The organism is Bradyrhizobium sp. dw_411, assembly GCF_018449695.1.
Taxonomy (GTDB): domain Bacteria; phylum Pseudomonadota; class Alphaproteobacteria; order Rhizobiales; family Xanthobacteraceae; genus Bradyrhizobium.
Genome location: NZ_JAAVUY010000033.1, coordinates 1 through 23,681 on the forward strand (window position 1 = coordinate 1; position 23,681 = coordinate 23,681).

23 protein-coding genes are annotated in these 23,681 nt (G+C 62.7%); 19 read left to right on the forward strand and 4 right to left on the reverse strand.

What is annotated here, in order from left to right; translation table 11 throughout:
* Nucleotides 1-71: 71 nt before the first annotated feature.
* The gene (locus HB676_RS32815) at nucleotides 72-602 is read right to left on the reverse strand and encodes a DUF3617 family protein (RefSeq protein ID WP_213742663.1); all 531 of its coding nucleotides are present in this window, start codon (nucleotides 600-602) and stop codon (nucleotides 72-74) included.
* Nucleotides 603-648: 46 nt separating this feature from the next.
* Nucleotides 649-939, reverse strand: a complete 291-nt coding sequence (locus HB676_RS32820) for a hypothetical protein (RefSeq protein WP_213742664.1) — start codon at nucleotides 937-939, stop codon at nucleotides 649-651.
* A gap of 164 nt (nucleotides 940-1,103) precedes the next feature.
* Here HB676_RS32820 and HB676_RS32825 point away from each other — a divergent pair, with 164 nt between their 5' ends.
* The 4 genes from HB676_RS32825 (at nucleotide 1,104) to HB676_RS32840 (ending at nucleotide 4,017) form a co-directional block, all read left to right on the forward strand.
* Entirely contained in the window at nucleotides 1,104-1,592 is a 489-nt protein-coding gene (locus HB676_RS32825) for a hypothetical protein (protein ID WP_213742665.1), read from the forward strand.
* Between the two features lie 128 nt (nucleotides 1,593-1,720).
* Nucleotides 1,721-2,410 (forward strand): ribonuclease T2, encoded by a 690-nt coding sequence (locus HB676_RS32830; protein ID WP_213742666.1) that lies wholly within the window; start codon nucleotides 1,721-1,723, stop codon nucleotides 2,408-2,410.
* A 148-nt stretch (nucleotides 2,411-2,558) separates the two neighbouring features.
* The gene (gene rlmJ / locus HB676_RS32835) at nucleotides 2,559-3,419 is read left to right on the forward strand and encodes a 23S rRNA (adenine(2030)-N(6))-methyltransferase RlmJ (protein WP_213742667.1); all 861 of its coding nucleotides are present in this window, start codon (nucleotides 2,559-2,561) and stop codon (nucleotides 3,417-3,419) included.
* Nucleotides 3,420-3,804: 385 nt separating this feature from the next.
* Nucleotides 3,805-4,017: a cold-shock protein gene (locus tag HB676_RS32840; RefSeq protein WP_027536987.1), complete on the forward strand. Its 213-nt coding sequence runs from the start codon at nucleotides 3,805-3,807 to the stop codon at nucleotides 4,015-4,017.
* Between the two features lie 264 nt (nucleotides 4,018-4,281).
* Here HB676_RS32840 and HB676_RS32845 read toward each other — a convergent pair whose 3' ends face one another.
* Nucleotides 4,282-4,911 (reverse strand): outer membrane protein, encoded by a 630-nt coding sequence (locus HB676_RS32845; RefSeq protein ID WP_213742668.1) that lies wholly within the window; start codon nucleotides 4,909-4,911, stop codon nucleotides 4,282-4,284.
* Nucleotides 4,912-5,265: 354 nt separating this feature from the next.
* Between HB676_RS32845 and uvrC the strand changes: the two genes are divergently transcribed.
* The 8 genes from uvrC to HB676_RS32885 all read left to right on the forward strand — a co-directional run bounded on the left by uvrC (nucleotide 5,266) and on the right by HB676_RS32885 (nucleotide 13,773).
* On the forward strand, nucleotides 5,266-7,305 hold the full coding sequence (gene uvrC / locus HB676_RS32850) for an excinuclease ABC subunit UvrC (RefSeq protein ID WP_249780577.1): 2,040 nt from the start codon (nucleotides 5,266-5,268) through the stop codon (nucleotides 7,303-7,305).
* Between the two features lie 91 nt (nucleotides 7,306-7,396).
* Nucleotides 7,397-8,032 carry a CDP-diacylglycerol--glycerol-3-phosphate 3-phosphatidyltransferase gene (gene pgsA, locus HB676_RS32855; protein WP_213742670.1) on the forward strand — a complete coding sequence of 212 codons (636 nt, stop codon included), beginning with the start codon at nucleotides 7,397-7,399 and terminating at the stop codon, nucleotides 8,030-8,032.
* Nucleotides 8,029-8,280 carry a molybdopterin converting factor subunit 1 gene (gene moaD, locus HB676_RS32860; protein WP_213742671.1) on the forward strand — a complete coding sequence of 84 codons (252 nt, stop codon included), beginning with the start codon at nucleotides 8,029-8,031 and terminating at the stop codon, nucleotides 8,278-8,280. The genes pgsA and moaD overlap by 4 nt, the downstream gene beginning before the upstream one ends.
* A gap of 8 nt (nucleotides 8,281-8,288) precedes the next feature.
* On the forward strand, nucleotides 8,289-8,756 hold the full coding sequence (locus tag HB676_RS32865; protein WP_213742672.1) for a molybdenum cofactor biosynthesis protein MoaE: 468 nt from the start codon (nucleotides 8,289-8,291) through the stop codon (nucleotides 8,754-8,756).
* Complete coding sequence (gene prmB / locus HB676_RS32870) at nucleotides 8,756-9,718, forward strand: 50S ribosomal protein L3 N(5)-glutamine methyltransferase (protein WP_213742673.1); 963 nt, start codon at nucleotides 8,756-8,758, stop codon at nucleotides 9,716-9,718. Before HB676_RS32865 ends, prmB begins: the two co-directional genes overlap by 1 nt.
* Nucleotides 9,719-9,857: 139 nt before the next feature.
* On the forward strand, nucleotides 9,858-11,204 hold the full coding sequence (locus HB676_RS32875) for an aspartate aminotransferase family protein (protein ID WP_213742674.1): 1,347 nt from the start codon (nucleotides 9,858-9,860) through the stop codon (nucleotides 11,202-11,204).
* A 172-nt stretch (nucleotides 11,205-11,376) separates the two neighbouring features.
* Nucleotides 11,377-12,888: an EAL domain-containing protein gene (locus HB676_RS32880; RefSeq protein WP_213742675.1), complete on the forward strand. Its 1,512-nt coding sequence runs from the start codon at nucleotides 11,377-11,379 to the stop codon at nucleotides 12,886-12,888.
* Between the two features lie 30 nt (nucleotides 12,889-12,918).
* The gene (locus tag HB676_RS32885) at nucleotides 12,919-13,773 is read left to right on the forward strand and encodes a TIGR01459 family HAD-type hydrolase (RefSeq protein ID WP_213742676.1); all 855 of its coding nucleotides are present in this window, start codon (nucleotides 12,919-12,921) and stop codon (nucleotides 13,771-13,773) included.
* Between the two features lie 54 nt (nucleotides 13,774-13,827).
* Here HB676_RS32885 and HB676_RS32890 read toward each other — a convergent pair whose 3' ends face one another.
* Complete coding sequence (locus HB676_RS32890) at nucleotides 13,828-14,223, reverse strand: response regulator (RefSeq protein ID WP_213742677.1); 396 nt, start codon at nucleotides 14,221-14,223, stop codon at nucleotides 13,828-13,830.
* 255 nt (nucleotides 14,224-14,478) lie between these two features.
* Between HB676_RS32890 and HB676_RS32895 the strand changes: the two genes are divergently transcribed.
* From HB676_RS32895 to arfB, 7 genes are all read left to right on the forward strand, one after another.
* Nucleotides 14,479-15,459 carry a bifunctional riboflavin kinase/FAD synthetase gene (locus HB676_RS32895; protein WP_213742678.1) on the forward strand — a complete coding sequence of 327 codons (981 nt, stop codon included), beginning with the start codon at nucleotides 14,479-14,481 and terminating at the stop codon, nucleotides 15,457-15,459.
* A gap of 245 nt (nucleotides 15,460-15,704) precedes the next feature.
* Entirely contained in the window at nucleotides 15,705-18,704 is a 3,000-nt protein-coding gene (ileS, locus tag HB676_RS32900; RefSeq protein ID WP_213742679.1) for an isoleucine--tRNA ligase, read from the forward strand.
* Nucleotides 18,677-19,198 (forward strand): signal peptidase II, encoded by a 522-nt coding sequence (lspA, locus tag HB676_RS32905; RefSeq protein WP_213742680.1) that lies wholly within the window; start codon nucleotides 18,677-18,679, stop codon nucleotides 19,196-19,198. Before ileS ends, lspA begins: the two co-directional genes overlap by 28 nt.
* A 212-nt stretch (nucleotides 19,199-19,410) precedes the next feature.
* Nucleotides 19,411-20,118, forward strand: a complete 708-nt coding sequence (locus HB676_RS32910; protein WP_213742681.1) for a hypothetical protein — start codon at nucleotides 19,411-19,413, stop codon at nucleotides 20,116-20,118.
* Between the two features lie 106 nt (nucleotides 20,119-20,224).
* Nucleotides 20,225-21,613 (forward strand): pitrilysin family protein, encoded by a 1,389-nt coding sequence (locus HB676_RS32915; protein ID WP_213742682.1) that lies wholly within the window; start codon nucleotides 20,225-20,227, stop codon nucleotides 21,611-21,613.
* 92 nt (nucleotides 21,614-21,705) lie between these two features.
* The gene (locus HB676_RS32920) at nucleotides 21,706-23,034 is read left to right on the forward strand and encodes a pitrilysin family protein (RefSeq protein ID WP_213742698.1); all 1,329 of its coding nucleotides are present in this window, start codon (nucleotides 21,706-21,708) and stop codon (nucleotides 23,032-23,034) included.
* Nucleotides 23,035-23,169: 135 nt separating this feature from the next.
* Nucleotides 23,170-23,586: an alternative ribosome rescue aminoacyl-tRNA hydrolase ArfB gene (gene arfB / locus HB676_RS32925; protein ID WP_213742683.1), complete on the forward strand. Its 417-nt coding sequence runs from the start codon at nucleotides 23,170-23,172 to the stop codon at nucleotides 23,584-23,586.
* Nucleotides 23,587-23,681 lie beyond the last annotated feature (95 nt).

The following is a 23,681-nucleotide window of genomic DNA, read 5'->3' on the forward strand; positions in this document are numbered from 1 at the left end:
CCGCACAAAGACTGCAGGCCCAATCTCTTTCTTCATATGCGATAGCCCTACCGCACGCGGGGAGAGGTGGACTACTTCGGCAACAAGCCCTTCAGCTTTTCCGCATCCTTGATGTTCAGCTTGAAGCCGCCGGGCATGACGATGTCGCCGGGCTTCTGGTCGGGCTTGCAGGCGCCGAGCCACTTCGCCTCGATCGCCATGGTCACATCGTGCAGGCCGGCCGGGCCGCGATCGCTATGCGACGTGGTCTTGACAGTGTAGGCGGAATTGAAATCGCCGGTGATATCGGAATGCGATGTCATGGAGGCGCCGCCGACGCTGCAGACGGAGTCGGTGACGTACCCGGTCGCGGTCTGCTCGATATCGTTTTTGGAACAGATTTCCTTCGATAGCGGCGAAAACGCGGTGCTCATCTGCTTGTCGGTGGTCTCATCGGTGCAGTGCTGCATCGTCATCTCGGGCATCGGCGAGCCGGTCCGCACCACCTTTATTTCCCACAGGCCCGCTTTGCGAATCGGCAGTTCCGCCGCGCGCGCGCCTGATGTCGCCACCACCATCAACAAAGAGGTCCCGAGACAGAACGACAGAATCCATCGCGTCATGCTTCGCGCTCCCGATGCATGTGTCCGTCGAACCGGATGATCCGGCTTAGTAGCGGGTGCGCAGCGGCAGCTCGCGAGCGCCATACGGTACCCACCGGCAGGCAAAGGAAACGTAGCCGCCATAATGCGGCTCCACGGCCAGGAATTTCGCTACCTTGCCATAGGAGGCGCAGTGATTGACCGCGAGTTGGCGGGCATCCGTCTCCCTGGCCAGCGGATAGGCGATAATGCCGCCGGTATCATTGCCCTTGAAAGGCGGCACGGTATCGGCCAGCGCCGGCGCACCTATAAGCATCCCGCACACAGCAACCAGGCTCGCGGCCCCAATCATTCGCATCGCAGACTCCATTTCGCTGGGCGCACCTTAGAGCGCATCGATTGCCGTGAAAAGAACGCCGGAGGGTTTGACGTCGACTTATTGGCAGGTGTTGCCGCGTTGCACTTGACCTCAGCGGGGCTTCACGGCACGGTTGAAATACTGGATCGTCCACCGGATTTCCCATGCGCGCGCTCATCACATCTTCGAGAAAACCCGCCTTCCTTAGAAAAACAGCTCTGTCCGCCACACTCGGCGTGCTGTTCGGTCTGTTTGCCTTCGGACAGGCGGCCGAAGCAGCCAACCCGTTCGAACTGAACTTCTGGCTGTCCGGCCCGCGCTATGACGGACGCGTGGCTCCCTGCGAGACGGCACTCGGAGCCATCAGCTCGGAGTTTCGGCAAAAAGAGAGCACTTTCTGGAATTCCGCGCTGACGATCACGGGCTATGGCCGCATCCATGAAACGGCATTCCGGCCGTGGCAGTCCGACAACATTCCGCGCCGTTACTGCAGCGGCGATGTCATGCTGAGCGACGGCAAGCTGCGCACCGTCCATTACTCGATCATCGAGGATGGCGGTTTTGCCGGCGTCGGTCAGGGCGTGGAATGGTGCGTCACCGGTCTTGATCGCAACTGGGCCTATAATCCCGGCTGCCGGGCCGCCCGCCCCTGATTTAGGGCTAAGATTTTCGTCATTCTGTCTTTTGAGGGCTTGCTGCGGTTAGCCCTCTTTTCTTTTGTTCTTGAAATGTTCCGATCGCCTGCTAGGCTCCGGGTGGTCTGGTAGAGGGGCGCGTCGACATGTTTCATTTTCGGTCCGGATTGATTGCGCGGATTTTCATCAGCTTCGCCTTCATGGCGCTCGCCGCCGCCGGGACGGCATCGGCGCAGGATCGCCGCCAGAACACCCCCGGCGAGTTCGACTTTTACGTGCTGTCGCTGTCGTGGTCGCCCTCCTTCTGCGAGGAGGCCTCGGAACGCGGCAACGAGCGTCGCGCAGGAGCCCAATGCGGCGGACGGCCATTCTCCTTTGTGGTCCATGGCTTGTGGCCGCAATATGAGCGCGGCTTTCCCGAATATTGCGACCGGGACTCCTTTCTGGACCGCAATATCATGACCTCGATGCTCGATCTGATGCCGGCGCCCGGCCTGATTTTCAACGAGTGGAAAAAGCACGGCACCTGCTCTGGTCTTGGTCCCCGGCCCTATTTCGAGACTATTCGCAAGGCGCGCGCCGGGGTGAAAATCCCCGCCGAATTCCTCAATCTGTCCGATCCGAAGACCGTGGCGCCATCCGACGTCGAGGACGCCTTCATCAAGGTCAATCCCGGCCTCAGCACCGCGGCGATCTCGGTCACCTGCAACCGCAACCGGCTCAGCGAAGTCCGGATCTGCCTCAGCAAGGATCTTCAGTTCCGCGCCTGCGAGGAACTCGACCGCCGCGGCTGCCGGCGCGATCAGGTAACGATGCCGCCGGTGCGTGGGGGCTGAGGACACGTACTCCGTCATGCCCGGGCTTGACCCGGGCATCCACGTCTTCCTTCACTGTATTCGACAAAGACGTGGATGGCCGGGACAAGCCCGGCCATGACGGGTAGAAGGCTTGTGCGTCTTTCTTCAAACGAGACCATAGTCTTCCATGAATTATCGCCACGCCTTTCATGCCGGTAACTTTGCCGACGTCATCAAGCACATCGTGCTGGTGCGGATGCTCACCTATCTGCAGGAAAAACAGACACCGTTTCGCGTCATCGACACCCATGCCGGGGCCGGGCTCTACGACCTTACCGGCGAGGAGGCGCAGCGCAGCGGCGAGTGGCTCACCGGCATCGCGCGGATCATGCAGGCGCGGTTTTCCGAAACGACATTGCCGCTGGTGCTGCCCTATCTCGACATTATCAGGGCCTTCAATCCGCAACGCGATCTCCAGGCCTATCCGGGATCGCCGCTAATCGCGCGCGCGCTGCTGCGGCCGCAGGATCGCCTGACCGCCTGCGAAGTCGAGCCGAAGGCGCGCAAGCAATTGATCGAGGCGCTGCGCCGCGACACCCAGGCCCGGGTCGTCGACCTCGACGGCTGGACCGCGCTGCCGGCCTTCGTGCCGCCCAAGGAGCGGCGCGGTCTTGTCCTGATCGATCCGCCCTATGAGCAGAAGAACGAGTTCGAACGGCTGGCCGAGGGGTTCACGGAAGCTTTCACGAAATGGCCGACCGGCACTTACCTGATGTGGTACCCGGTCAAAAGCCGGCGCGCCACCGACACCCTCGCGCGGCATGTGGCGCAGGTTGTGGAAACCGGCGCAGCACCAGGAAAAGCTTTGCGCCTGGAATTCAGCGTCGCGCCGCAAACCGCCGATGCCGGTCTCGTTTCAGCGGGCCTTTTGATGGTCAATCCGCCATGGACGCTGGCGGGCGAACTCAAGGCGATCCTCCCCGAACTTGAAAAGCCGCTCGGCCTGGGCGGCGCCGGCCGGTTCAGGCTGGAGACGCCCAAACCTTAGAGCCTTATCGGTTCTGATTGAATCAGAACCGGGCTCTAATCTTTTGTTTTGACGCGTTTTCTTTACGCGAACCGGTATTCACGGAGCCTGTCATCGGGCGCGCGTTCGCGCGACCCGTTGGCTCGAAAACGCTCTAGTCCCGGCGCGCTACAAAAAGTCCGATAGGCAATTCACCGGAATCCGTATTATGCTCAAGCCCATTGGATCGGCTTTACGTTCCGCTTCCGCGAATGGTAGCGGCGGAGTGACAAGGCCACAAATTTTTTTCAAGGCGGATCATCGCTAACGATCCGCTCAGATGGCCAAGCTTTCCGGCGGCGTATGTCCGGTCCGGCTGATACGCGGGGGGCGTAACGGCGGAGCAATGCGGGGGAGGAGTTTCCCGATGGCCATGACTGGGACGGTCAAATTCTTCAACGGAGAACGAGGCTACGGCTTCATCAAGCCAGATGACGGCGGTCGCGATGTATTCGTTCACATCACCGCCGTGGAGCGGGCCGGATTGAAGGATCTGACCGAAGGACAGCGCATTACATTCGAGGTCGAACCGGACAAGAAGGGCAAGGGACCCAAGGCGGTCAATCTCGTGATTTCGTAGCGTCGCTTCCATTTCAAAGCCGTGGCCGGTCAAAGCCGTGGCCGGGCAGAAGCCCGAAGCGCGTCTTCGCGCCAGATGACTCGGTCATCGCCGCGCTCGTCCACATGGAAGAAAGACGTGGATGCCCCGGAAAGACTTGGATGCCCCGGCACTGGCGAGCGGAAGCGACGCCCGGGCGCGACGCAAGCATCAAATTATAAGGGCCTAAAAAAATCCCGGCCGCATCGCGGCCGGGAGGTTGAGATCGATATTTTCTTGTTGCTATCAGAAGTGATAATTCACGCCGCCGCGCACCAGGCCGAACCGGGAGCCGTTCGAAACGCCGGTGATGGTGGTGAAGTTGCTGTCGTTGAGATCGACATAGAGATATTCGATCTTCGCGCTCCAGTTCGGAGCGAGGCCGACTTCGGCGCCGAGGCCCAAGGTCCAGCCAGCATTGGTATGGGTTTCCGTCAGGCCAAAGGTCTGGCCGCGCAACTCGCCAAATGCCAGACCGCCGGTGCCGTAGAACAATACGTTGTTGAGCGCATAGCCGACCCGGCCGCGCAGCGTGCCGAACCACGGGTTCGAAAATTTCCACGGTGCGAAGGTGTCGGATGCGCCGGTCGCCTGGATGTCGCCCTCGACGCCGAATACCCAGGGAGTTCCTGCTTGCCAGTTGTAGCCGGCCTGAACGCCGCCCACGAAACCCGACGGCTTGGTCGGGTTGTTGTCGACCGAGCCCCATTCGTAGCCGAGGTTGCCGCCGAGATAGGGGCCGGCCCAGCTATAGTAGTTCAGCGGTTGATTGACGGTGTAAGGAGCGCGCGTTCCATAGGGAAGATCGGCGGCCCGCGCCGACACCGTCCACCCGGCCGCGATCAACGCCACGGCGCCTAAAGCGATCCTGTTCATCACTCACTCTCCTCAACGCAACTGCCAAGCCCCGTTTCGCCAGCACAAAACACCGCGTGAGGCGAACCGGCGTGGTTACGGAATTCCACTCTTTATCGGTAGGATTTATCGAGACTTTTAAGTTAAAGGGTTGTTAAGGCCTGCCGCCGGCCGCTTCGCATTCTTAAGAAAGCGTTACCGGCCCGCACGCTGCAAAAACGGCAACCGTTCGACAGCGGCCGGCGCCGCCATTATCCGGCGCGGATCGGGCTTTTGCCGCGGCCGCAACGCTGGCGATGCGCGGTGCCGGCGCTTAAGTTTGGGCTCATGGATCACGATTCTACCGACAACCCAAAAGCCTCGGTTTCGCCCAAAATGCCGCCGGATTCCGCACCGGCGCAGCCTCCTGCCGATTTGCCGCCGCAGGATGCGTCTGCCGATCTCGACCCTGCGACCTCGGGCACGGAGGAGGACGACGAGGCGCGGCTGCCCGATATTTCCGAGGAAGCGAGCGAGGCTGAGCCGGAAGCACGGCTTGCGGTCGGCCACGCCGCGATCGAGCACGCGGTGCGCCATGCCCCGACCTCGCCCGGCGTCTATCGCATGCTCAATGCCGCCAACGACGTACTTTACGTTGGCAAGGCAAAGAATGTCCGCAAGCGGCTCGGCTCCTATGCAAGGGTCACTGCGGCGCAGCCGGCGCGCATCATGCGCATGATCGCGGCCACCGTGGCGGTCGAGATCATCTCGACCTCGACCGAAACCGAAGCGCTGCTGCTCGAAGCCAACCTGATCAAGCAATTGCGCCCGCGCTTCAACGTGCAACTGCGCGATGACAAATCATTCCCCTATATTCTGATCACCGGCGATCACTGGGCGCCGCAGATCCTCAAGCATCGCGGCGCGCAATCGCGGCCCGGGCGGTATTTCGGGCCGTTTGCCTCCGTCGGTGCCGTCAACCGCACCATCACGGCGCTGCAACGCGCCTTTCTGGTGCGCTCCTGCACCGACGCGTTTTTTGAAAGCCGCACGCGGCCTTGCCTGCTCTACCAAATCCGGCGATGTTCCGGACCTTGCACCGGCGAAGTCGATTTCCCCGGCTATACCGAACTGGTGCGCGAGGCGACCGACTTCCTGTCCGGCCGCAGCCGGCTGGTGAAGCAGGAACTCGCAGGCGAAATGGAAAAGGCCTCGGCCAATCTTGCGTTTGAGACTGCGGCACTTTACCGCGACCGCCTTGCGGCGTTATCCGCGGTCCAGTCCCAGCAGGGCATCAATCCGCGCACCGTCGAGGAAGCCGACGTGTTCGCGATTCATCAGGAGGGCGGCTATTCCTGCGTCGAAGTATTTTTCTTTCGCACCGGGCAGAACTGGGGCAACCGCGCCTATTTTCCGCGCGCCGAAAAATCCTTCACCCCCGAAGAGGTGCTGGCCTCGTTCCTGACCCAGTTCTACGACGACAAGCCGCCGCCGAAACTGATCCTGCTGTCGCATGCGATCGAGGAAGCCGAGTTGATGGCCAACGCGCTGTCCATCAAGGCCGGCTTCAAGGTGGAAGTCTCGACGCCGCGGCGGGGCGAAAAGAAGGAATTGGTCGCGCACGCGCTCACCAATGCGCGTGAAGCCCTCGGCCGCAAGCTCGCCGATACCGCGACCCAAAGCCGGCTGCTGGCCGGCCTCGTCACCACGCTCGGACTGCCGCACCCGCCGAAGCGGATCGAGGTCTATGATAACAGCCACATCCAGGGCACCAATGCGGTTGGCGCCATGATCGTGGCGGGGCCGGACGGCTTCATTAAAAACCAGTACCGGAAGTTCAACATCCGCTCCGAAGGCCTGACGCCGGGCGACGATTACGCGATGATGCGCGAAGTGCTGGAGCGGCGCTTCAAGCGGCTGCTGGCGCCCCCGGCGGACGGCGATGCCACAAAACCCCGGCCCGACGACGATTCGTTTCCGCAATGGCCCGATCTCGTGATCATCGACGGCGGCCGCGGCCAACTCAACGCCGTCCGCGAGACTTTTGAGGGAATGGGGCTGACGCAGGTGTCGCTGCTGGCGGTGGCCAAGGGACCGGACCGCGACGCCGGCCGCGAAACCCTGTTCATGCCGGACCGCGAGCCGCTCAAGCTTGAGCCCCGCGACCCCGTGCTATATTTCATCCAGCGGCTGCGCGACGAGGCACATCGCTTCGTGATCGGCTCGCACCGCAAGCTGCGCAAAAAGGACATTCGCGAAGCCGGATTGCAGGAAATCCCCGGCATCGGGCCGTCACGCAAACGGGCTCTGCTGCACCATTTTGGAACCCTGAAGGAGATCGAACGGGCGTCGATCGCCGATCTCGGCAAGGTTCCGGGCGTCAGCGCCGAAAGCGCCCGCAAGATTTTCGAGTTTTTCCACGCCCAGCCGGGGTAAAGATGGGCTCCGATTCATCAGGGCGTCGTCGCCGACAAGCCATCTGCGGCGCAAGCTTGACCTTCATGGCTGAGCGGTATTGGTAAGACAGATGAACGTCGTAACGACCAGAGGGACGACCAAGACTTCGAATAAGACCTCGAAGACGATGTCGCTTCCCAATATCCTGACCTACGCCCGGATCGCCGCGATCCCGGTGGTGGTTGGCTGCGTCTATGCGGAGTCCATTATGGAGGGGCCGCTATGGCTGCGCTGGGTCGCGCTGGCGGTATTCATTGCCGCCGGGATCACCGACTATCTCGATGGCTATTATGCGCGAATCTGGGATCAGCATTCGGCGTTCGGACGGATGCTGGATCCGATCGCCGATAAGCTACTGGTCGCCTCCTGCCTGTTGATTCTGGCGGCAGACAACAGCATCCATGGCTGGACGCTGTGGGCGGCGATCGTGATCCTGTGCCGCGAAATCCTGGTGTCGGGACTGCGCGAATATCTCGCAGCACTGCGGGTCAGCGTCCCCGTCACCAGGCTCGCGAAATGGAAAACCACGATCCAACTGATCGCGATCGGGTTCCTGATCGCCGGTGAAGCCGGCGAGCAGATTTTGCCGCCGACCACGATGATCGGCATCGCGCTGCTGTGGACGTCGGCGATTTTCACGATCTACACCGGCTGGGATTATTTCCGCGCCGGCATCCATCACCTCATCGAGGAGGATGAGGGATGAAGGTTAAGTATTTCGCCTGGGTGCGCGAACGGATCGGCAAGGCGGAAGAAACCATCGAACCGCCGGCCAGCGTGCGGACGGTCGAAGACCTGATCGGCTGGCTGGCGCGCCAGGGTGAAACCTATGCTCACGCCTTCGAGACGCCGCGGGTGATCCGGGCCGCGATCGACCACGCCCATGTCAAATCGGACACCGTGATAACCGGCGCCCGCGAGATTGCTTTCTTCCCGCCGATGACCGGCGGCTGAAGCCGGCCATGGCGATCCCTGTCACCATCCGTATCCAGGAAGCCGATTTCGACGTCGCGCGGGAAATAGCCGCGCTGACAAAAGGCCGCACCGACATCGGCGCGGTCGTGAGTTTCAGCGGCATTTGCCGGGGCAGCGAAGGCGATGAAGCGATCGCGGCGCTGACGCTGGAACATTATCCTGGTATGGCGGAAGCTGAAATCACCCGGCATGCGCAAACCGCGCTGTCGCGCTGGCCGTTAACCGGGCTCACCGTCATTCACCGCGTCGGCCGCATCACCCCCGGCGAAAATATCGTGCTGGTAGTGACCGCATCGGCGCACCGGCAGGCGGCGTTCGAGGCCGCGGAGTTCCTGATGGATTATCTCAAGGCCAATGCGCCGTTCTGGAAGCGCGAGGAAAGCGCCGGCGGCACGAGCTGGATCGACGCCCGCGAGCACGACGACCAAGCCGCCGCGCGCTGGACCAAATCCTGATGGCTAAACGCGCTAAACCGGCGGCCAAACGCGGCCGCACCGTGCCCAAAGCCGCGAAGGTCGCGCCCGGCGAATTGCACACACTGCTCGATTTCGTGCGTTACGCCGTGAGCCGCTTCATCGAGGCCAAACTGGTATTTGCCCACGGCACCACCGACCCGGTCGCCGAGGCGGCCTTTCTGGTGTGCGAAACCCTGCATCTTCATCCCGACCAGTTCGAGATGTTTGCGACCACGCGGGTCACCGCCGCCGAAGCCAAACAGATTCTCGACGTGATCGCGCGCCGCGTCACGACTCGCAAACCCGCCGCCTATCTGGTCAACAAAATCTACATGCGCGGCCTGCCCTTTTATGTCGATGAGCGCGTCATCGTGCCGCGCTCCTTTATCGGCGAGTTACTGGACTCTCATTTCGGCGCGAGCGACGCGGACAATAATTCGCTGATCGACGATCCCGGTTCGGTGCAAAACGTGCTCGATCTCTGCACCGGCTCGGGCTGCCTGGCCATTCTCGCTGCGCACGCGTTCCCGCAGGCGCAGATCGACGCCGTGGATATTTCCCGGGATGCGCTCGATGTCGCCGTGCGCAACGTCACGGATTATGGGCTCGAGGACCGGGTGAGGTTGCATCGCGGCGATCTGTTCAAACCGCTCGGCGACAGTCGCTACGACCTGATCATTTCCAATCCGCCCTATGTCGATGCGCAGGGGATGGCGGACCTGCCGCGCGAATGCCGCGCCGAGCCGAAGCTCGCCTTCGACGGCGGTGCCGACGGAATAGACATCGTCCGGCGCATCCTGGAACAGGCAAAGTCGCATTTGACGCCGCAGGGTGGGCTGTTATGCGAAATCGGCCGCTGCCGACCCGCGCTCGAGGCGGCCTATCCGCAGGCCGATTTTCTCTGGCTCGAGACCGAGGACTCCGATGGCGAAGTGTTCTGGATCGGCGCCGACGGTCTGTGAGGCGGCGCGCCCTCGCCCGCCGGTCCTCAAACTGCCTGATTGATCTGAAATATTGCGGCCTCTTGTCGGTTTCCGTCGCGCAGTGAAGCTGCTACCTTCCCGCGAAACCCGCCACGTCCTAAAACTTGAAGAGGCCCCCATGCTGGACAAGAGCCCGACCCCCGCCGCCGTCAATGTGCCCAACGATTTGGCCGCGCATTGGATGCCGTTTACCGCCAACCGGGCCTTCAAGAAGGCGCCCAGGCTGCTGGCCGGCGCGAAGGGCATGCATTATTTTACCGTCGATGGCCGCAAGATCATCGATGCGGCGTCCGGCATGTGGTGCACCAATGCCGGCCATGGCCGCACCCAGATTTCGTCGGCGATCGCCAAGCAGGCCGAAGCGCTGGACTACGCGCCGCCATTTCAGTTTGGCATTCCGCAGGCCTTCGAGCTTGCCAGCCGGATCGCCGATCTCGCCCCCGCCGGGCTCGACCATGTCTTCTTCTGCAACTCCGGATCGGAGGCCGCCGACACCGCGCTGAAGATCGCGCTGGCCTATCATCAGATCCAGGGCCAGGGCACCCGCACGCGGCTGATCGGCCGCGAGCGCGGCTATCACGGCGTCGGCTTCGGCGGGACTTCCGTGGGCGGCATCGTCAATAACCGCAAGATGTTCGGCACGCTGCTGGCTGGCGTCGATCACCTGCCCCACACCTATGACCGCGACAAGCAGGCGTTCTCCAAGGGCGAGCCGGAATATGGCGCGCATTTCGCCGACGAGCTGGAGCGTCTGGTCAACCTGCATGGCGCCTCCACCATCGCGGCCGTGATCGTCGAGCCGATGGCCGGATCGACCGGCGTGCTGCCGGCGCCGAAGGGCTATCTCAAGCGGCTGCGCGAGATCACCCAGAAGCACGGCATTCTGCTGATTTTCGACGAGGTCATCACCGGCTATGGCCGGCTCGGTTATGCCTTTGCCGCGGAGCGCTACGGCGTGCTGCCGGACATGATCACCTTCGCCAAGGGCATCACCAATGGCGCGGCCCCGATGGGCGGCGTGATCGTGCGCGACACCATCCATGACGCTTTCATGAGCGGCCCGGAACATGTTGTCGAACTGACCCACGGCTATACCTATTCGGCGCATCCGTTGGCCTGCGCCGCGGGCCTCGCTACCCTCGACATCTACCGCGACGAAAAGCTGTTCGAACGGGCGCTAGCGCTTGAGCCCAAATTCGCCGACGCCGTGATGTCGCTGAAGGGCGAGCCCAACGTGGTCGACATCCGCACCGTCGGACTGACGGCCGGCATCGACCTCGCCCCGCGCCCGGACCTGCCGGGCAAGCGCGGCTTCGATGGGCTGAACAGCGCGTTCCATGACAACGACCTGATGGTGCGCGTCGCCGGGGATACCCTGGCGCTGACCCCGCCTTTGATCGTCAGCGAGGATGAGATCGGCGAGATCATCGAAAAGGTCGCCAAGGTGATCCGCGCGGTCGCCTGACGCAGCTTCCCTGCCTCTCCCCGGCGTGGGGAGCGGCAGGCCCGCAGCCGGTTCCCGGCGGACGTAAAAAGAAGAACAATCGTCCGCCGAATCAGCGATGGTGCTAGCATCGGAGGCCATGCGCACCGGTTGCGATCGCGGGCACCGGTTCTGGAGGGGACGTCTGCGTTAAATGATCCGCATTTCCACGATTTTCATCGCCATTTGCATGGTGCTGGTCGCAGCATCCCTCGGCCTCGTGCTGTATTCCATGGCCGGCATCAGCGCCTCGGAATCCGCGATCGTCGCGCTCACCGCCCTGACTTTCCTGATCCTCTACAACGCCGTGTCGATGCGGCTGCGCGACCGTACTGACGTCGGCAGCCAGATCTCGGATTTGTCACGCGGCACCGCCGACCTGGCGCGACAGGTCGCCGAATTCGGCCGCCGGCTCGCTGCGGTCGAAGGCCGGGTGGTGTCAGCCAATTCCGCCGGCGCGGACCGCATTCAGGCCGTGGTCGGCGAGATCAACGAACTCGGCACCCTGGTGAAGCAACTCGCCGCTTCCGTCGCCAGCCATGACGACATGCTGACTGCGAGCGTGGCGACGCTGGTGCCGGTGAACGGACCCAACAATGCCGCACCAAACCCCACGCAATCGCCGAGGAATGACGAATCGCCGAAGGGCTCGTCATCCGCAGCGGAACCCCCGGGCATCACGGCCGCTCCGACGGCGCCGGCGGCCTCCGTCGAGAAGCTCGCCTCCCCCCGAAGCGAGGCGCAAATCCTTGCCGTGGTGAAAGCGGCGGTCGAGGAAAACCGGCTCGACATCTATCTGCAGCCGATGGTGACGTTGCCACAGCGCAAGGTGCGCTTCTACGAAGCGGTGACACGGCTGCGCGACGACAAGGACGAGATTATTACCGCCGACCATTTTGTCGGGATCGCGGAAGCCGCCGGATTGATCGGGCGGATCGATCACATGGTGATGCTGCGATGCGTGCAGGTGCTGCGCCGGCTGATGGTGCGCAACAAGGATGTCGGCGTGTTCTGCAACGTTGCCGCGGCGACGCTCGGCAATCCCGCAACCTTCGCGCAATGCCTGGACTTCCTCGAAGCCAACCGCGCCCTGGCGTCGTCCTTCGTGCTCGAATTCAAGCAGGCGACGTTTCGCGCGCTCGGTCCGACCGAAACTGAACATCTCGCGGCACTGGCGCAGCGCGGCTATCGTTTCTCGATCGATCATGTCACGGATTTGCGGATCGAACCGCGCGAACTGGCCGACCGCGGCGTCCGCTTCATCAAGGTGCCCGCCACGTTGTTGCTTGATCCCCGGCAAAGCTCGACCTCGGATATTCATCCCTCGGATCTCTCTGATCTGCTCGGCCGTTTCGGCATCGATCTGATTGCCGAGCGGATCGAAGGCGAGCGCGCCGTGGTCGATCTGCTCGATTTTGACGTCCGATTTGGACAGGGATTTCTGTTCGCGCCGCCGCGGCCGTTGCGGCCCGAGGGCGCATCTGCTACCGGCGGTTCGTCTGCGAACAAGGCGCAAGAATCTAATGGCGCATCCAATGGCCTCTCGAATGGCGCATCCACCAGCCCGTCCAACGGACCCGGCAAGACCGAATCTCCGGCCGTCGAACCGCCGCGAACGGCGACCGGCAACGCCGCGCTTGCCCGGCGCGTCGGTGGCCCCGGCTGATCGCCGATCATGCCGGACTGAAGCCGCTTCATGACAACATTGCGATTTGCCGAACGGCTGCGCGACCTTGTCGGCAACACCGATATCGTGCTCAGCGACATCTGGGGCGTGGTGCATAACGGGCTCGTTGCGTTTCCCGAAGCCTGCGAAGCGCTGCACATGTTTCGGGCGCAGGGTGGCACCGTCATCCTGATCACCAATGCGCCGCGCCCGGCGGATTCCGTGCAGCGGCAGTTGCGCAAGCTCGGCGTCGCGGACGACACCTACGACGCCATCGTCAGTTCGGGCGACCTGACCCGGCATTTCGTCGCCGGCCATCCCGGCCAGAAAGTGTTCTGGATCGGCCCGGAACGCGACAGTTCGATCCACCGCGGACTTGATGTCGTGCATTCAACGCTGGAACAGGCCGATTACATCATCTGTACGGGGCTGTTCGACGACGAAACCGAATCCGCGGAAAACTACCGCGACATGCTGCTGCAGGCGCGCGAGCGCAAGCTCACACTGATCTGCGCCAATCCCGACATCGTGGTCGAACGCGGCGACCGGCTGATCTATTGCGCCGGTGCCGTCGCCGAACTCTATCGCGAACTCGGCGGCGAAGTGATCTTCTACGGCAAGCCGCACCGGCCGATCTATGAGCGCGCCATCGAACTCGCGACCGAGCGCCGCGGCCATGCAACACCGCTTGCGCGCGTTCTGGCGATCGGGGATTCCGTGCGGACCGATCTCGCCGGCGCCCATAGCTTCGGGATCGATTGCCTGTTCGTGACCCGCGGTATCCACGCCGAGGACTTTGAGGGCATCGACCAACTCGACCCCGCCTCGGTCAAGGAGTTGTTCGGCCATCCGCCCCGCGCGCTGACCCGGGAATTGCGCTGGTAATCGGTCGTTCCCCGGAACGCTGCGCCACGTCCGGGACACGAGCGCGGGAGAGCGTTACGCGTTCGCCAGATCCGGAAACACTGCCTCGATCTTGGTCTTCAGCGTCGCGGCATTGAACGGCTTGACGATGTAATTGTTCACGCCGGCCTTCTTGGCGGCGATCACGTTCTCGGTCTTGGATTCGGCCGTGATCATGATGAACGGCGTGGTCGCGAGATTGGGGTCGGCGCGCACTTCGCGGAGCAGGTCGTAGCCGGTCATCGGCTCCATGTTCCAGTCGGAGATTACCAGACCATATTTCTTGCCGCGCATCTTGTTCAGCGCCGCCGATCCGTCGCTGGCATCGTCGATGTTTTCGAAGCCAAGCTGCTTGAGCAGATTTCTGATGATGCGAATCATGGTGTTGTAGTCATCCACCACCAGAACCGACATCGACAAATCAACCGCCATCTTGGACCCCCCGCACGACACACAACGCGCAAAATCATTAATTCGCCCGCAAGGGCGATACCCCTGCAGTCCGCCTGAATTACTACCATCAGCCGTTAAACAGCCCGTTAATCGGCCCCCCGGCAGGTGTGCCAAATCGGGCCCTGCTTGACTTCGCGGGCAGCCCCAAGTCAACGTCCGGCCACGGTCAGGTCGCGGTCGAAGCATGTCAAATCGCCGTCCCGCCCCACCCGACCCTGTTGAAGAACCGTTGAAATGACGACTGATTTCCTTGTTATCCGCGATACCACCCCCGCCACCGCAATCCCCAAGGGGACGGTCGTGGCGATGGGCAATTTCGACGGCGTCCATCTCGGCCACCGCGCCGTGATCGAGGCGGCCATTCAGATGGGGCGCGCGCATGGCCGCCCTGCGCTGGCGCTGACCTTCGAGCCCCATCCGCGCAGCTTTTTCAGCCCGAATACCCCCCAGTTCCGGCTTACAGACGAGGCCGGAAAATTGCGGCTATTGGCCGGAACGGGACTCGCGGGCGCCGTGGTGATGGCGTTCGACAAAAATCGCGCCGGGACCACCGCGCAACATTTCATTCACCATGATCTCATCGAGCGGCTCGGGATCAGCGGCATCGCCGTCGGCTATGACTTTCATTTCGGCAAAGGCCGCGTCGGCTCGCCGAGCCTCCTGGTCAGCGAAGCGCCCCGGCTCGGCATCGAGGTCGATGTGCAGGCGCATATCGACATTGCGGAGCGGCCAGTCTCCTCCAGCGCGATCCGCATGGCGCTCGCGGAGGGGCAGATCGAGGATGCCACCGCGATGCTGGGCGACCCCTGGTTCGTGAACGGCGAGGTGATCCACGGCGAGAAACGCGGCCGCGATCTCGGCTATCCCACCGCCAATATCCGCCTCGACAAGAATTGCGGGCTCAAGCACGGCATCTACGCGGTGCGGGTTGGCCGGGGTTCGGATCGTTTCGACGGCGTCGCCAGTTTCGGCCGCCGCCCGACCTTCGACAATGGCGCGCCTCTCCTTGAAGTCTTCCTGTTTGATTTCAAGGGCGATCTCTACGGCAACCGGCTGGATATCGCCTTCATCGGCTTCATTCGCGACGAATTGAAGTTCGACAATATCGATGCGCTGATCCGCCAGATGGGCGATGACAGCGCCCGCGCCCGCGCCATGCTGGCCGCCGCGCCCGGCGCCTTCCCGAAATTGGGGAATATCGCCCCGCCGGCCTGAGGTTTAGGCCCCGCCAATGCGCCTCCGGAAGTCCCCTAAACGGACCTCTTAACTGGCCTCTAACATGTCTCGGGGCTTTGCGATCCAGCCCCCGGCTGCTATGGAAGCAGCATGTTTGCACGGCGCACCATCAGCATTAGCGGCCCGGCTTCCGCCTGAGTTTCGGCTCAGCGCAAGACCGGGACCTCCCTAATTCATCCGCGATCGATCGCGTTCAGCGCCCCTTGAGCCAAACCAGAGAATTCATGTCCGAAAAGCCGCAAAAGTCCGACGCATCAGACTATTCCAAAACCCTTTATTTGCCGCAGACGGAATTTCCGATGCGCGCCGGTTTACCCCAGCGCGAGCCGGAAATCCTCAAACGCTGGAACGAGATCGGCCTCTACGGCAAATTGCGCGAGGCCGCCGCCGGCCGCGCCAAATTCGTGCTGCATGACGGCCCGCCCTATGCCAACGGCAACATCCATATCGGCCACTCCCTCAACAAGATCCTCAAGGATGTGGTGACCAAGAGCCAGCAGATGCTGGGCTTCGATTCCAATTACGTGCCGGGCTGGGACTGCCATGGCCTGCCGATCGAATGGAAGATCGAGGAAGAGAACTACCGCTCCAAGGGCAAGCAGAAGCCGGACTTCCGGGATTCGACCGCGATGGTGGCGTTCCGCCGGGAATGCCGCGCCTATGCCGGACACTGGCTCGACGTGCAGCGCGAGGAATTCAAGCGGCTCGGCATCATCGGCGACTGGGATCATCCCTACGCCACCATGACCTATCCCGCCGAAGCGCAGATCGCGCGCGAACTGATGAAGTTCGCGACCAACGGCACGCTCTATCGCGGCTCCAAGCCCGTGATGTGGAGCGTGGTGGAGAAGACCGCGCTGGCGGAAGCCGAGGTCGAATACGAGGATTACACGTCGGATACGGTGTGGGTGAAATTTCCGGTCACCTCGCCGGCGCATGGCGTGCTGGCCGATGCGAGCATCGTGATCTGGACCACCACGCCATGGACGCTGCCCGGCAACCGCGCCATCAGCTTCTCGCCGAAAATTTCCTACGGCGTCTACAAGGTCACCGACGCGCCCGCGGATAATTGGGCCGTCAACGGCGACCTGCTGATCCTGGCCGATGCGCTGGCGGAAAGCGTATTCAAGCAGGCGCGCGTCACGGGTTACGAAAAAGTACGCGACCTGCCCGCCGACACGCTCGATGTCGTGGAATGCGCGCATCCGCTGAAAGGATTTAGCGGAGGCTACGAATTCACCGTGCCGTTGCTGCCCGGCGATCACGTCACCGACGACACCGGTACCGGCTTCGTCCATACCGCGCCGGGCCATGGCCGCGAGGACTTCGATGTCTGGATGTCGAACGCGCGCGAACTCGACCAGCGCGGCATCAACACCATCATCCCCTATACCGTCGATGAAAACGGCGCGCTGACCGATCAGGCGCCGGGCTTCGAAGGTAAGCGCGTCATCAACGACAAGGGCGAAAAGGGTGACGCCAACGAGGCCGTGATCAAGGCCTTGATCGATGCCGGCAAACTGCTGGCGCGTGGCCGGCTCAAACATCAATACCCGCATTCCTGGCGCTCGAAAAAACCGGTGATCTTCCGCAACACGCCGCAATGGTTCATCGCGATGGACAAGGACATCGCGGATGCCGGCAAGGCGAAGCCCGGCGACAGCCTACGCGCCCGCGCGCTGCATGCGATATCCGTGACCCAATGGGTACCGCAGTCAGGCCAGAACCGCATCAACGGCATGATCAACAGCAAGCCCGACTGGGTGATCTCGCGCCAGCGCGCCTGGGGTGTGCCGATCGCCGTGTTCGTGCGCGAGAAAGGCGATGGTTCGGCCGAAATTTTGCAGGATGCCGCCGTCAACCAGCGCATCGCCGACGCGTTCGAAAAGGAAGGCGCCGACGCCTGGTATATGGACGGCGCGCGCGAACGCTTTCTCGGCTCATACGCCAATGAAGAGTGGAAGAAGGTCGACGACATCTGTGACGTCTGGTTCGACTCAGGCTCGACGCATGCTTTCGTGCTGGAAGACCCTGTCCACTTTCCGGGCCTGGCCGGCATCAAGCGCAAGGTCGATGGCGGCCAGGATACCGTGATGTATCTCGAGGGCAGCGACCAGCACCGCGGCTGGTTCCAGTCCTCGCTGTTGGAAAGCTGCGGCACCCGTGGCCGCGCGCCGTTCGACATCGTGCTCACGCACGGCTTCACGCTGGACGAGAACGGCCGCAAGATGTCGAAGTCGGTGGGCAACACCGTCGAACCGCAAAAGATCATCGCGCAATCCGGCGCCGACATCCTGCGACTCTGGGTCTGCGCCACTGACTATGCCGACGACCAGCGCATCGGCCCGGAAATCCTCAAAAACACCATCGAGACCTACCGCAAACTGCGCAACTCGATCCGCTGGATGCTCGGCACGCTGCATCACTTCAAGCCGGAGGATGCGGTCGCGCCCGCCAAGATGCCCGAACTGGAGCGGCTGATGCTGCACCAGCTCGCCGAACAGGCCGCAACCGTGCGCCAGGCCTATATTGATTTCGACTACAAGACCGTGGTTGCGAGTCTCTCGGCCTTCATGAACACCGAATTGTCGGCGTTCTATTTCGATATCCGTAAGGACACGCTGTATTGCGATCCGCCGTCCTCGCTGGCGCGCAAGGCATCGCTTACCGCCATCGACATGATCTGCGACGCGATCCTGAAATGGTTCGCTCCGGTGCTCAGCTTCACCTGCGAGGAAGCGTGGCGGCTGTACCGGCCCGACGCGGAACCATCAGTGCATCTGACGCTGTTTCCGCAGGAGCTGGAAGATTTCCGCGACGATGCGCTGGCGGCGAAATGGGAAATTATCCGCAACGTCCGCCGCGTCGTGACCGGCGCGCTGGAAGTCGAGCGCGCGGCAAAACGCATCGGCTCTTCGCTGGAAGCCTCGCCGATGGTCTACGTGTCCGACAAGAATATCTTCGCCACGCTGTTCGACATCGACCTCGCCGAGGTCTGCATCACCTCGAATGCGATGGTGACCAATGACGACGCGCCGGCTGACGCGTTCCGGCTCAACGACGTCGCGGGTGTCGCCGTCGTGGTCGAGAAGGCGCAGGGCATCAAATGCGCGCGGTCGTGGAAGATCCTGCCGACCGTCGGCGAAGACGCCGAATACCCCGACGTGTCGCCGCGCGACGCGCAGGCGCTACGCGAATGGAAGGCGCTGGGAGTGGCGGTTTGAACGCCAATTTGCGCCCCGGCGTGATCGCCGCCATCGCCGCGCTGGCGCTGGATCAGACCTCCAAGCTCTGGCTGCTGTTCGTGTTCGACATCGGCCACCGCGGCGCGGTGAAGCTGACGCCGTTCCTGGATCTGGTGCTGGCCTGGAATGTCGGGATCAGTTTCGGCTGGTTCCAGAATGACAGCCCGCTGGCCCAGATCATCCTGATGCTGGTCAAGGCCGTGGCGGTGATCGTGCTGGCGATCTGGATGGCGCGCTCCCGCACCCCCATCGCGACCATCGCGCTCGGCCTGATCATCGGCGGGGCCATCGGCAACGCCATCGACCGCTTCGCCTATGGCGCAGTGGTCGATTTCGCCCTGTTCCATGTCCAGATCGGGGGTAAAATCTTCAATTGGTATGTGTTTAACCTTGCCGATGTGGCGATTGTTGCCGGGGTAGCAGGCCTGTTGTATGATTCCTTCCTGGGGGTACCCGCCGCAAAAGCGCCCTGATCCCGGCTGATACGGACCCTCGGCCTGAAGGTTGAAGGCGTGGAGATTGCGCCCGGGGATTGGCGATCCACGTGAAATTTTTGAACGGGAACAACGCGATGCTCGAGACCGAATTTAACGGTTGGATGATGCGGAGTTCATCGAGAGCGCCAGCGCGTGCGCTTCGGCTTGGCGCCATCAGTTCTGGCGTTATTCTGGGACTTACCCTTGTGATGACGGCCAGCGCCGCGCGTGCGGCAGACGACGACAGGTCGTTCACGGAAAGATTCGTCGACGGCTTCAAGGACACCATTCGCGGCGCGACCATGGATAATCGCGGGATCGACTATCGCGAACGATCTCCGCTGGTGGTCCCTCCCACTCTCGATCTCCCGCCGCCGGTTACCGCGTCGAAGGCGCCGCAGGTTACCAACTGGCCGAAAGATCCGGACGAGAAGCAGCGCAAGGCCATCATCGCCGCCAAGAAGAAGAGCGCGCCACCGGTCGTCGCGGTCGCTCCCGCTGCTGTACAGGACGCCACGCCTCGCCCGATCAACATCGCTCCGCCCGTCGTCGAGGCGCCCGCCCCGACCCCCGATATGATCCGTCCGAACCATGCGATGGACTCGAATGGAACGGCCAGGACCGATCCTGTCTACGACCAGCCCGGGGATCTGTTCAAAGGCGGCGCAAGCACCGCACTCGACGGGATAGGCTTGGGCGGCTTCGGTAATCTTTTCGGCGGCAAGAAAGACGAGCCGAGCTTGCCGCCTGGCACCGAACCGTCGCGCGAAGCCCTGACCCAGCCTCCGTCCGGCTACCAGACGCCGTCTACCAGCTACCCCTACGCCGTTGAATCGAAGGGTATCTTCAGCGGGCAATCGAACGAGAAACCGCCCCCCGGCGCCCAATCGTCCAGCGCTTCCAGCGTGGTACACTAACGCTATCTGTATCCCGGCGGCTTCGTGACGCTCATCGCCACCGCATATCTTACGCTGCCGTGATCTCCCCCGAACGTTTCAGTTCGGACTTTCCAGATAGGCCAGAATGACCTTGCACCGCTTTGCCGTTCCGTTGTTCGCCGCGCTGCTGCCGGCGTTCGCAATCCCCGCAAGCGGCGCTTTCGCGCAGACCACCGTTACCTCGGCGCCTCCCGCCACCTTTACCCTCAGCAACGGTCTTGTGGTGGTGGTGATCCCGGATCACCGCACGCCGGTGGTTACGCAAATGATCTGGTACAAGGTCGGCTCGGCCGACGAGACCCCGGGCAAATCGGGCCTGGCGCATTTTCTCGAACACTTGATGTTCAAAGGCACCAGCAAACATCCGGCCGGCGAGTTCACCCAGGCCGTACTGCGTGCCGGCGGCAACGAGAACGCCTTCACCTCGACCGACTACACCGGCTATTTTCAGCGCGTGCCGAGCGAACAACTCCCCAGGATGATGGAGTTCGAGGCCGATCGCATGACCGGCCTGATCCTGAAGGACGAAAACGTGCTGCCGGAGCGCGACGTCGTGCTCGAAGAATTCAACATGCGGGTGGCCAACAATCCGGAAGCGCGGCTGACCGAGCAGATCATGGCTGCGCTTTATCTCAATCATCCCTACGGCCGTCCCGTGATCGGCTGGCACCAGGAAATCGAGAAGCTCGATCGCGAAGATGCGCTGGCGTTCTACAAGCGCTTCTATGCGCCGAACAACGCAACACTGGTGATCGCCGGCGACGTCGAGGCCAAGGATATCCGCCCGATGGTGGAGCGGACATTCGGTCCCGTCCCGTCACAGCCCGCGATACCGGTACTGCGCCTGCGGCCACAGGAACCCGAGCCGGCCGCGCCGCGCACCGTGACGCTGTCCGACGCCAGGGTCGAACAGCCGAGCCTGCGGCGTTATTATCTCGTACCCTCCGCGACCACCGGTGCAGTGGGAGAAAGCCAGGTGCTCGACGTGCTCGCGCAATTGATGGGCGGCGGCAGCAATTCCTACCTCAATCGCAGGCTGGTCGTGGACAAGCCGCTCGCGGTCAGCGCCAGCGCCGGCTACCAGGGCACCTCGCTCGACGCGACGCAGTTCTCGATCTCGGCCGCGCCCCGCGCGGGCGTCGAATTCGCGCAAGTCGAGCAGGTTATCGACGAGGTGATTGCGGACATCGAACAAAACGGCGTTCGCGCCGAGGATCTCGAACGCGTCAAGACGCAACTGATCGCGGAGGCCATCTACGCCCAGGACAATCAGGCGACGCTGGCGCGCTGGTACGGCGGCGCGCTCACTACCGGGCTCAGCATTGAGGATATCCGAAGCTGGCCGGATCGCATTCGCGCCGTCACCGCCGAACAGGTCCGGCAGGCCGCGGAAAAATGGCTCGACAAGAAACGTTCCGTGACCGGCTATCTGATCAAGGCGGCCCCGCCGAAACGTGAGGAGAAGCGCTCGTGACCGGTCCCATCGTTGGCTCGCGGCGTTTTCTCAGCCTACGGCGCTCTCCTAGCCTGCGGCGCTTGGCCTTCATTTTCGCCGCATGCCTGACGATGCTGTCATGGGCACCGACGCCGTCGCACGCCGCGGCCAAGATCCAGCATCTGGTTTCGCCCGGCGGCATCGAAGCCTGGTTCGTGCAGGACGCCACCGTACCGTTGATCGCGATGGAATATGCCTTCGGCGGCGGCTCGGCACAGGACCCGGCCGACAAGGCCGGCGTCGCCAATATGGTCGCCGATCTGATCGATGAAGGCTCGGGCGACTTGGACTCCCAGGCGTTCCACGAGCGCCTCGACCGCCGCGCCATCGAATTGAGTTTCAGCGCGACACGGGATTATTTCCGTGGTTCGCTGCGCATGCTCAAGGACAACAAGGACGAGGCGTTCGACCTGTTGCGGCTATCGCTGACATCAGCGCATTTCGAGAACGCCGACGTCGAGCGTATCCGCACGCAGTTACTCTCGGGCCTCCGGCGTGACACCTCGAATCCCGGCGCACTTGCGAGTCGCAAATTCCTGGAAATCGCCTTCGACGATCACCCCTATGGGCGCCAGGCCAGCGGCACGCTGGAAAGCCTTCCGACCATCACGGTTGCCGATTTGAAGGACTATGTCCGTCGCGTGCTGGCCAGGGACACTCTTAGGATCGCCGTGGTCGGCGATATCGATGCTGTTTCGCTCGGCAAATTGCTCGACCGGACGTTTGGCGGCTTGCCGGCCAAGGCCAGTCTCACGCCCGTCGCCGATATCGAAGCTGTGAAGCCGCCGCAGCGTGCCTTCATCCCGCTCGACGTGCCGCAGACCGTGGTGACATTCGGCGGCCCCGGCATCCGGCGCAACGATCCGGATTTCATGGCCGGCTATGTCGTCAACCACATTCTCGGCGGCGGCACGCTGTCGTCGCGGCTCTACCGCGAAGTTCGCGAGAAGCGCGGCCTCGCTTATTCGGTCTATGATGCGCTGTTATGGATGGATCATTCCGCGCTATTCGTCGGCAATACCGGGACCCGCGCCGATCGCGCCGGCGAAACGGTCGCGGCCGTCGAGAGTGAAATCCGCCGCATGGCCGAGAACGGCCCGACCCAGCAGGAACTGGACGAAGCCAAGTCGTATCTCAAGGGCTCACAAATGCTGGCGCTCGACACCTCCTCGAAACTGGCGTCGGCGTTGCTGCAATACCAGTTGGACCGGCTTCCGATCGACTACATCGAGAAACGCAATGCCATCGTGGACGCCGTCACCCTCGATGGCGCCAAAAGGGCCGCCCAACGCCTGTGGGGGCAAGGCCTGATTACCGTGATCGTCGGCCGCCCGCCGGCCACAGCCCAGCCTGCAGCCGCCACGGCACCGCCCAGCACCAATCAACCCAAAGCGAACTGATCCAAAGCCGGTTAAATCCGCAGCGGCTGCGCAGCCGCCGGAAACAGTTCCTCGTCCTTCAGCGCCGCACATAAAAACGCTATCCTCAGGGCTGCCCGATTCCCGTCAGGGGAAATCCTGCCTTTTGGTGACGCCATGCTGCGGATTTCCCGCGACCTCACGATCGACGAGAACGACATCGAGATCAGTTTTGTGCGCGCCTCTGGTCCGGGCGGGCAGAACGTCAACAAGCTTTCGACCGCGGCGCAATTGCGGTTCGATACAAGGCGGATCACGCTGCCTTCCGATGCGCAGATGCGGCTCGACCGGCTCGCCGGCCAGCGGATGACCAAGGACGGCGTGATCGTGATCCATGCGCAACGTTTCCGCACCCAGGAGCGCAACCGCGCCGATGCGATCGACCGCCTGCTGGAACTGCTGCGCGAAGCCATGACACGGCCGATCGTCCGGCGCCCGACCAAGCCGACGCTGGGATCGAAAAAGCGCCGTCTCGAAGGCAAAAAGCGCCGCAGCGACGTCAAGGCGAAGCGCTCGGGCGGATTTGACGATTGAGGCCATCAAGGGTGGGGAGATGTGCCTTCGCGCCCTCCCAAGGCCCCTTAAAAGTCCCTACATTGAGCCTGTATTCCACGAGCCACTTCAGAGCC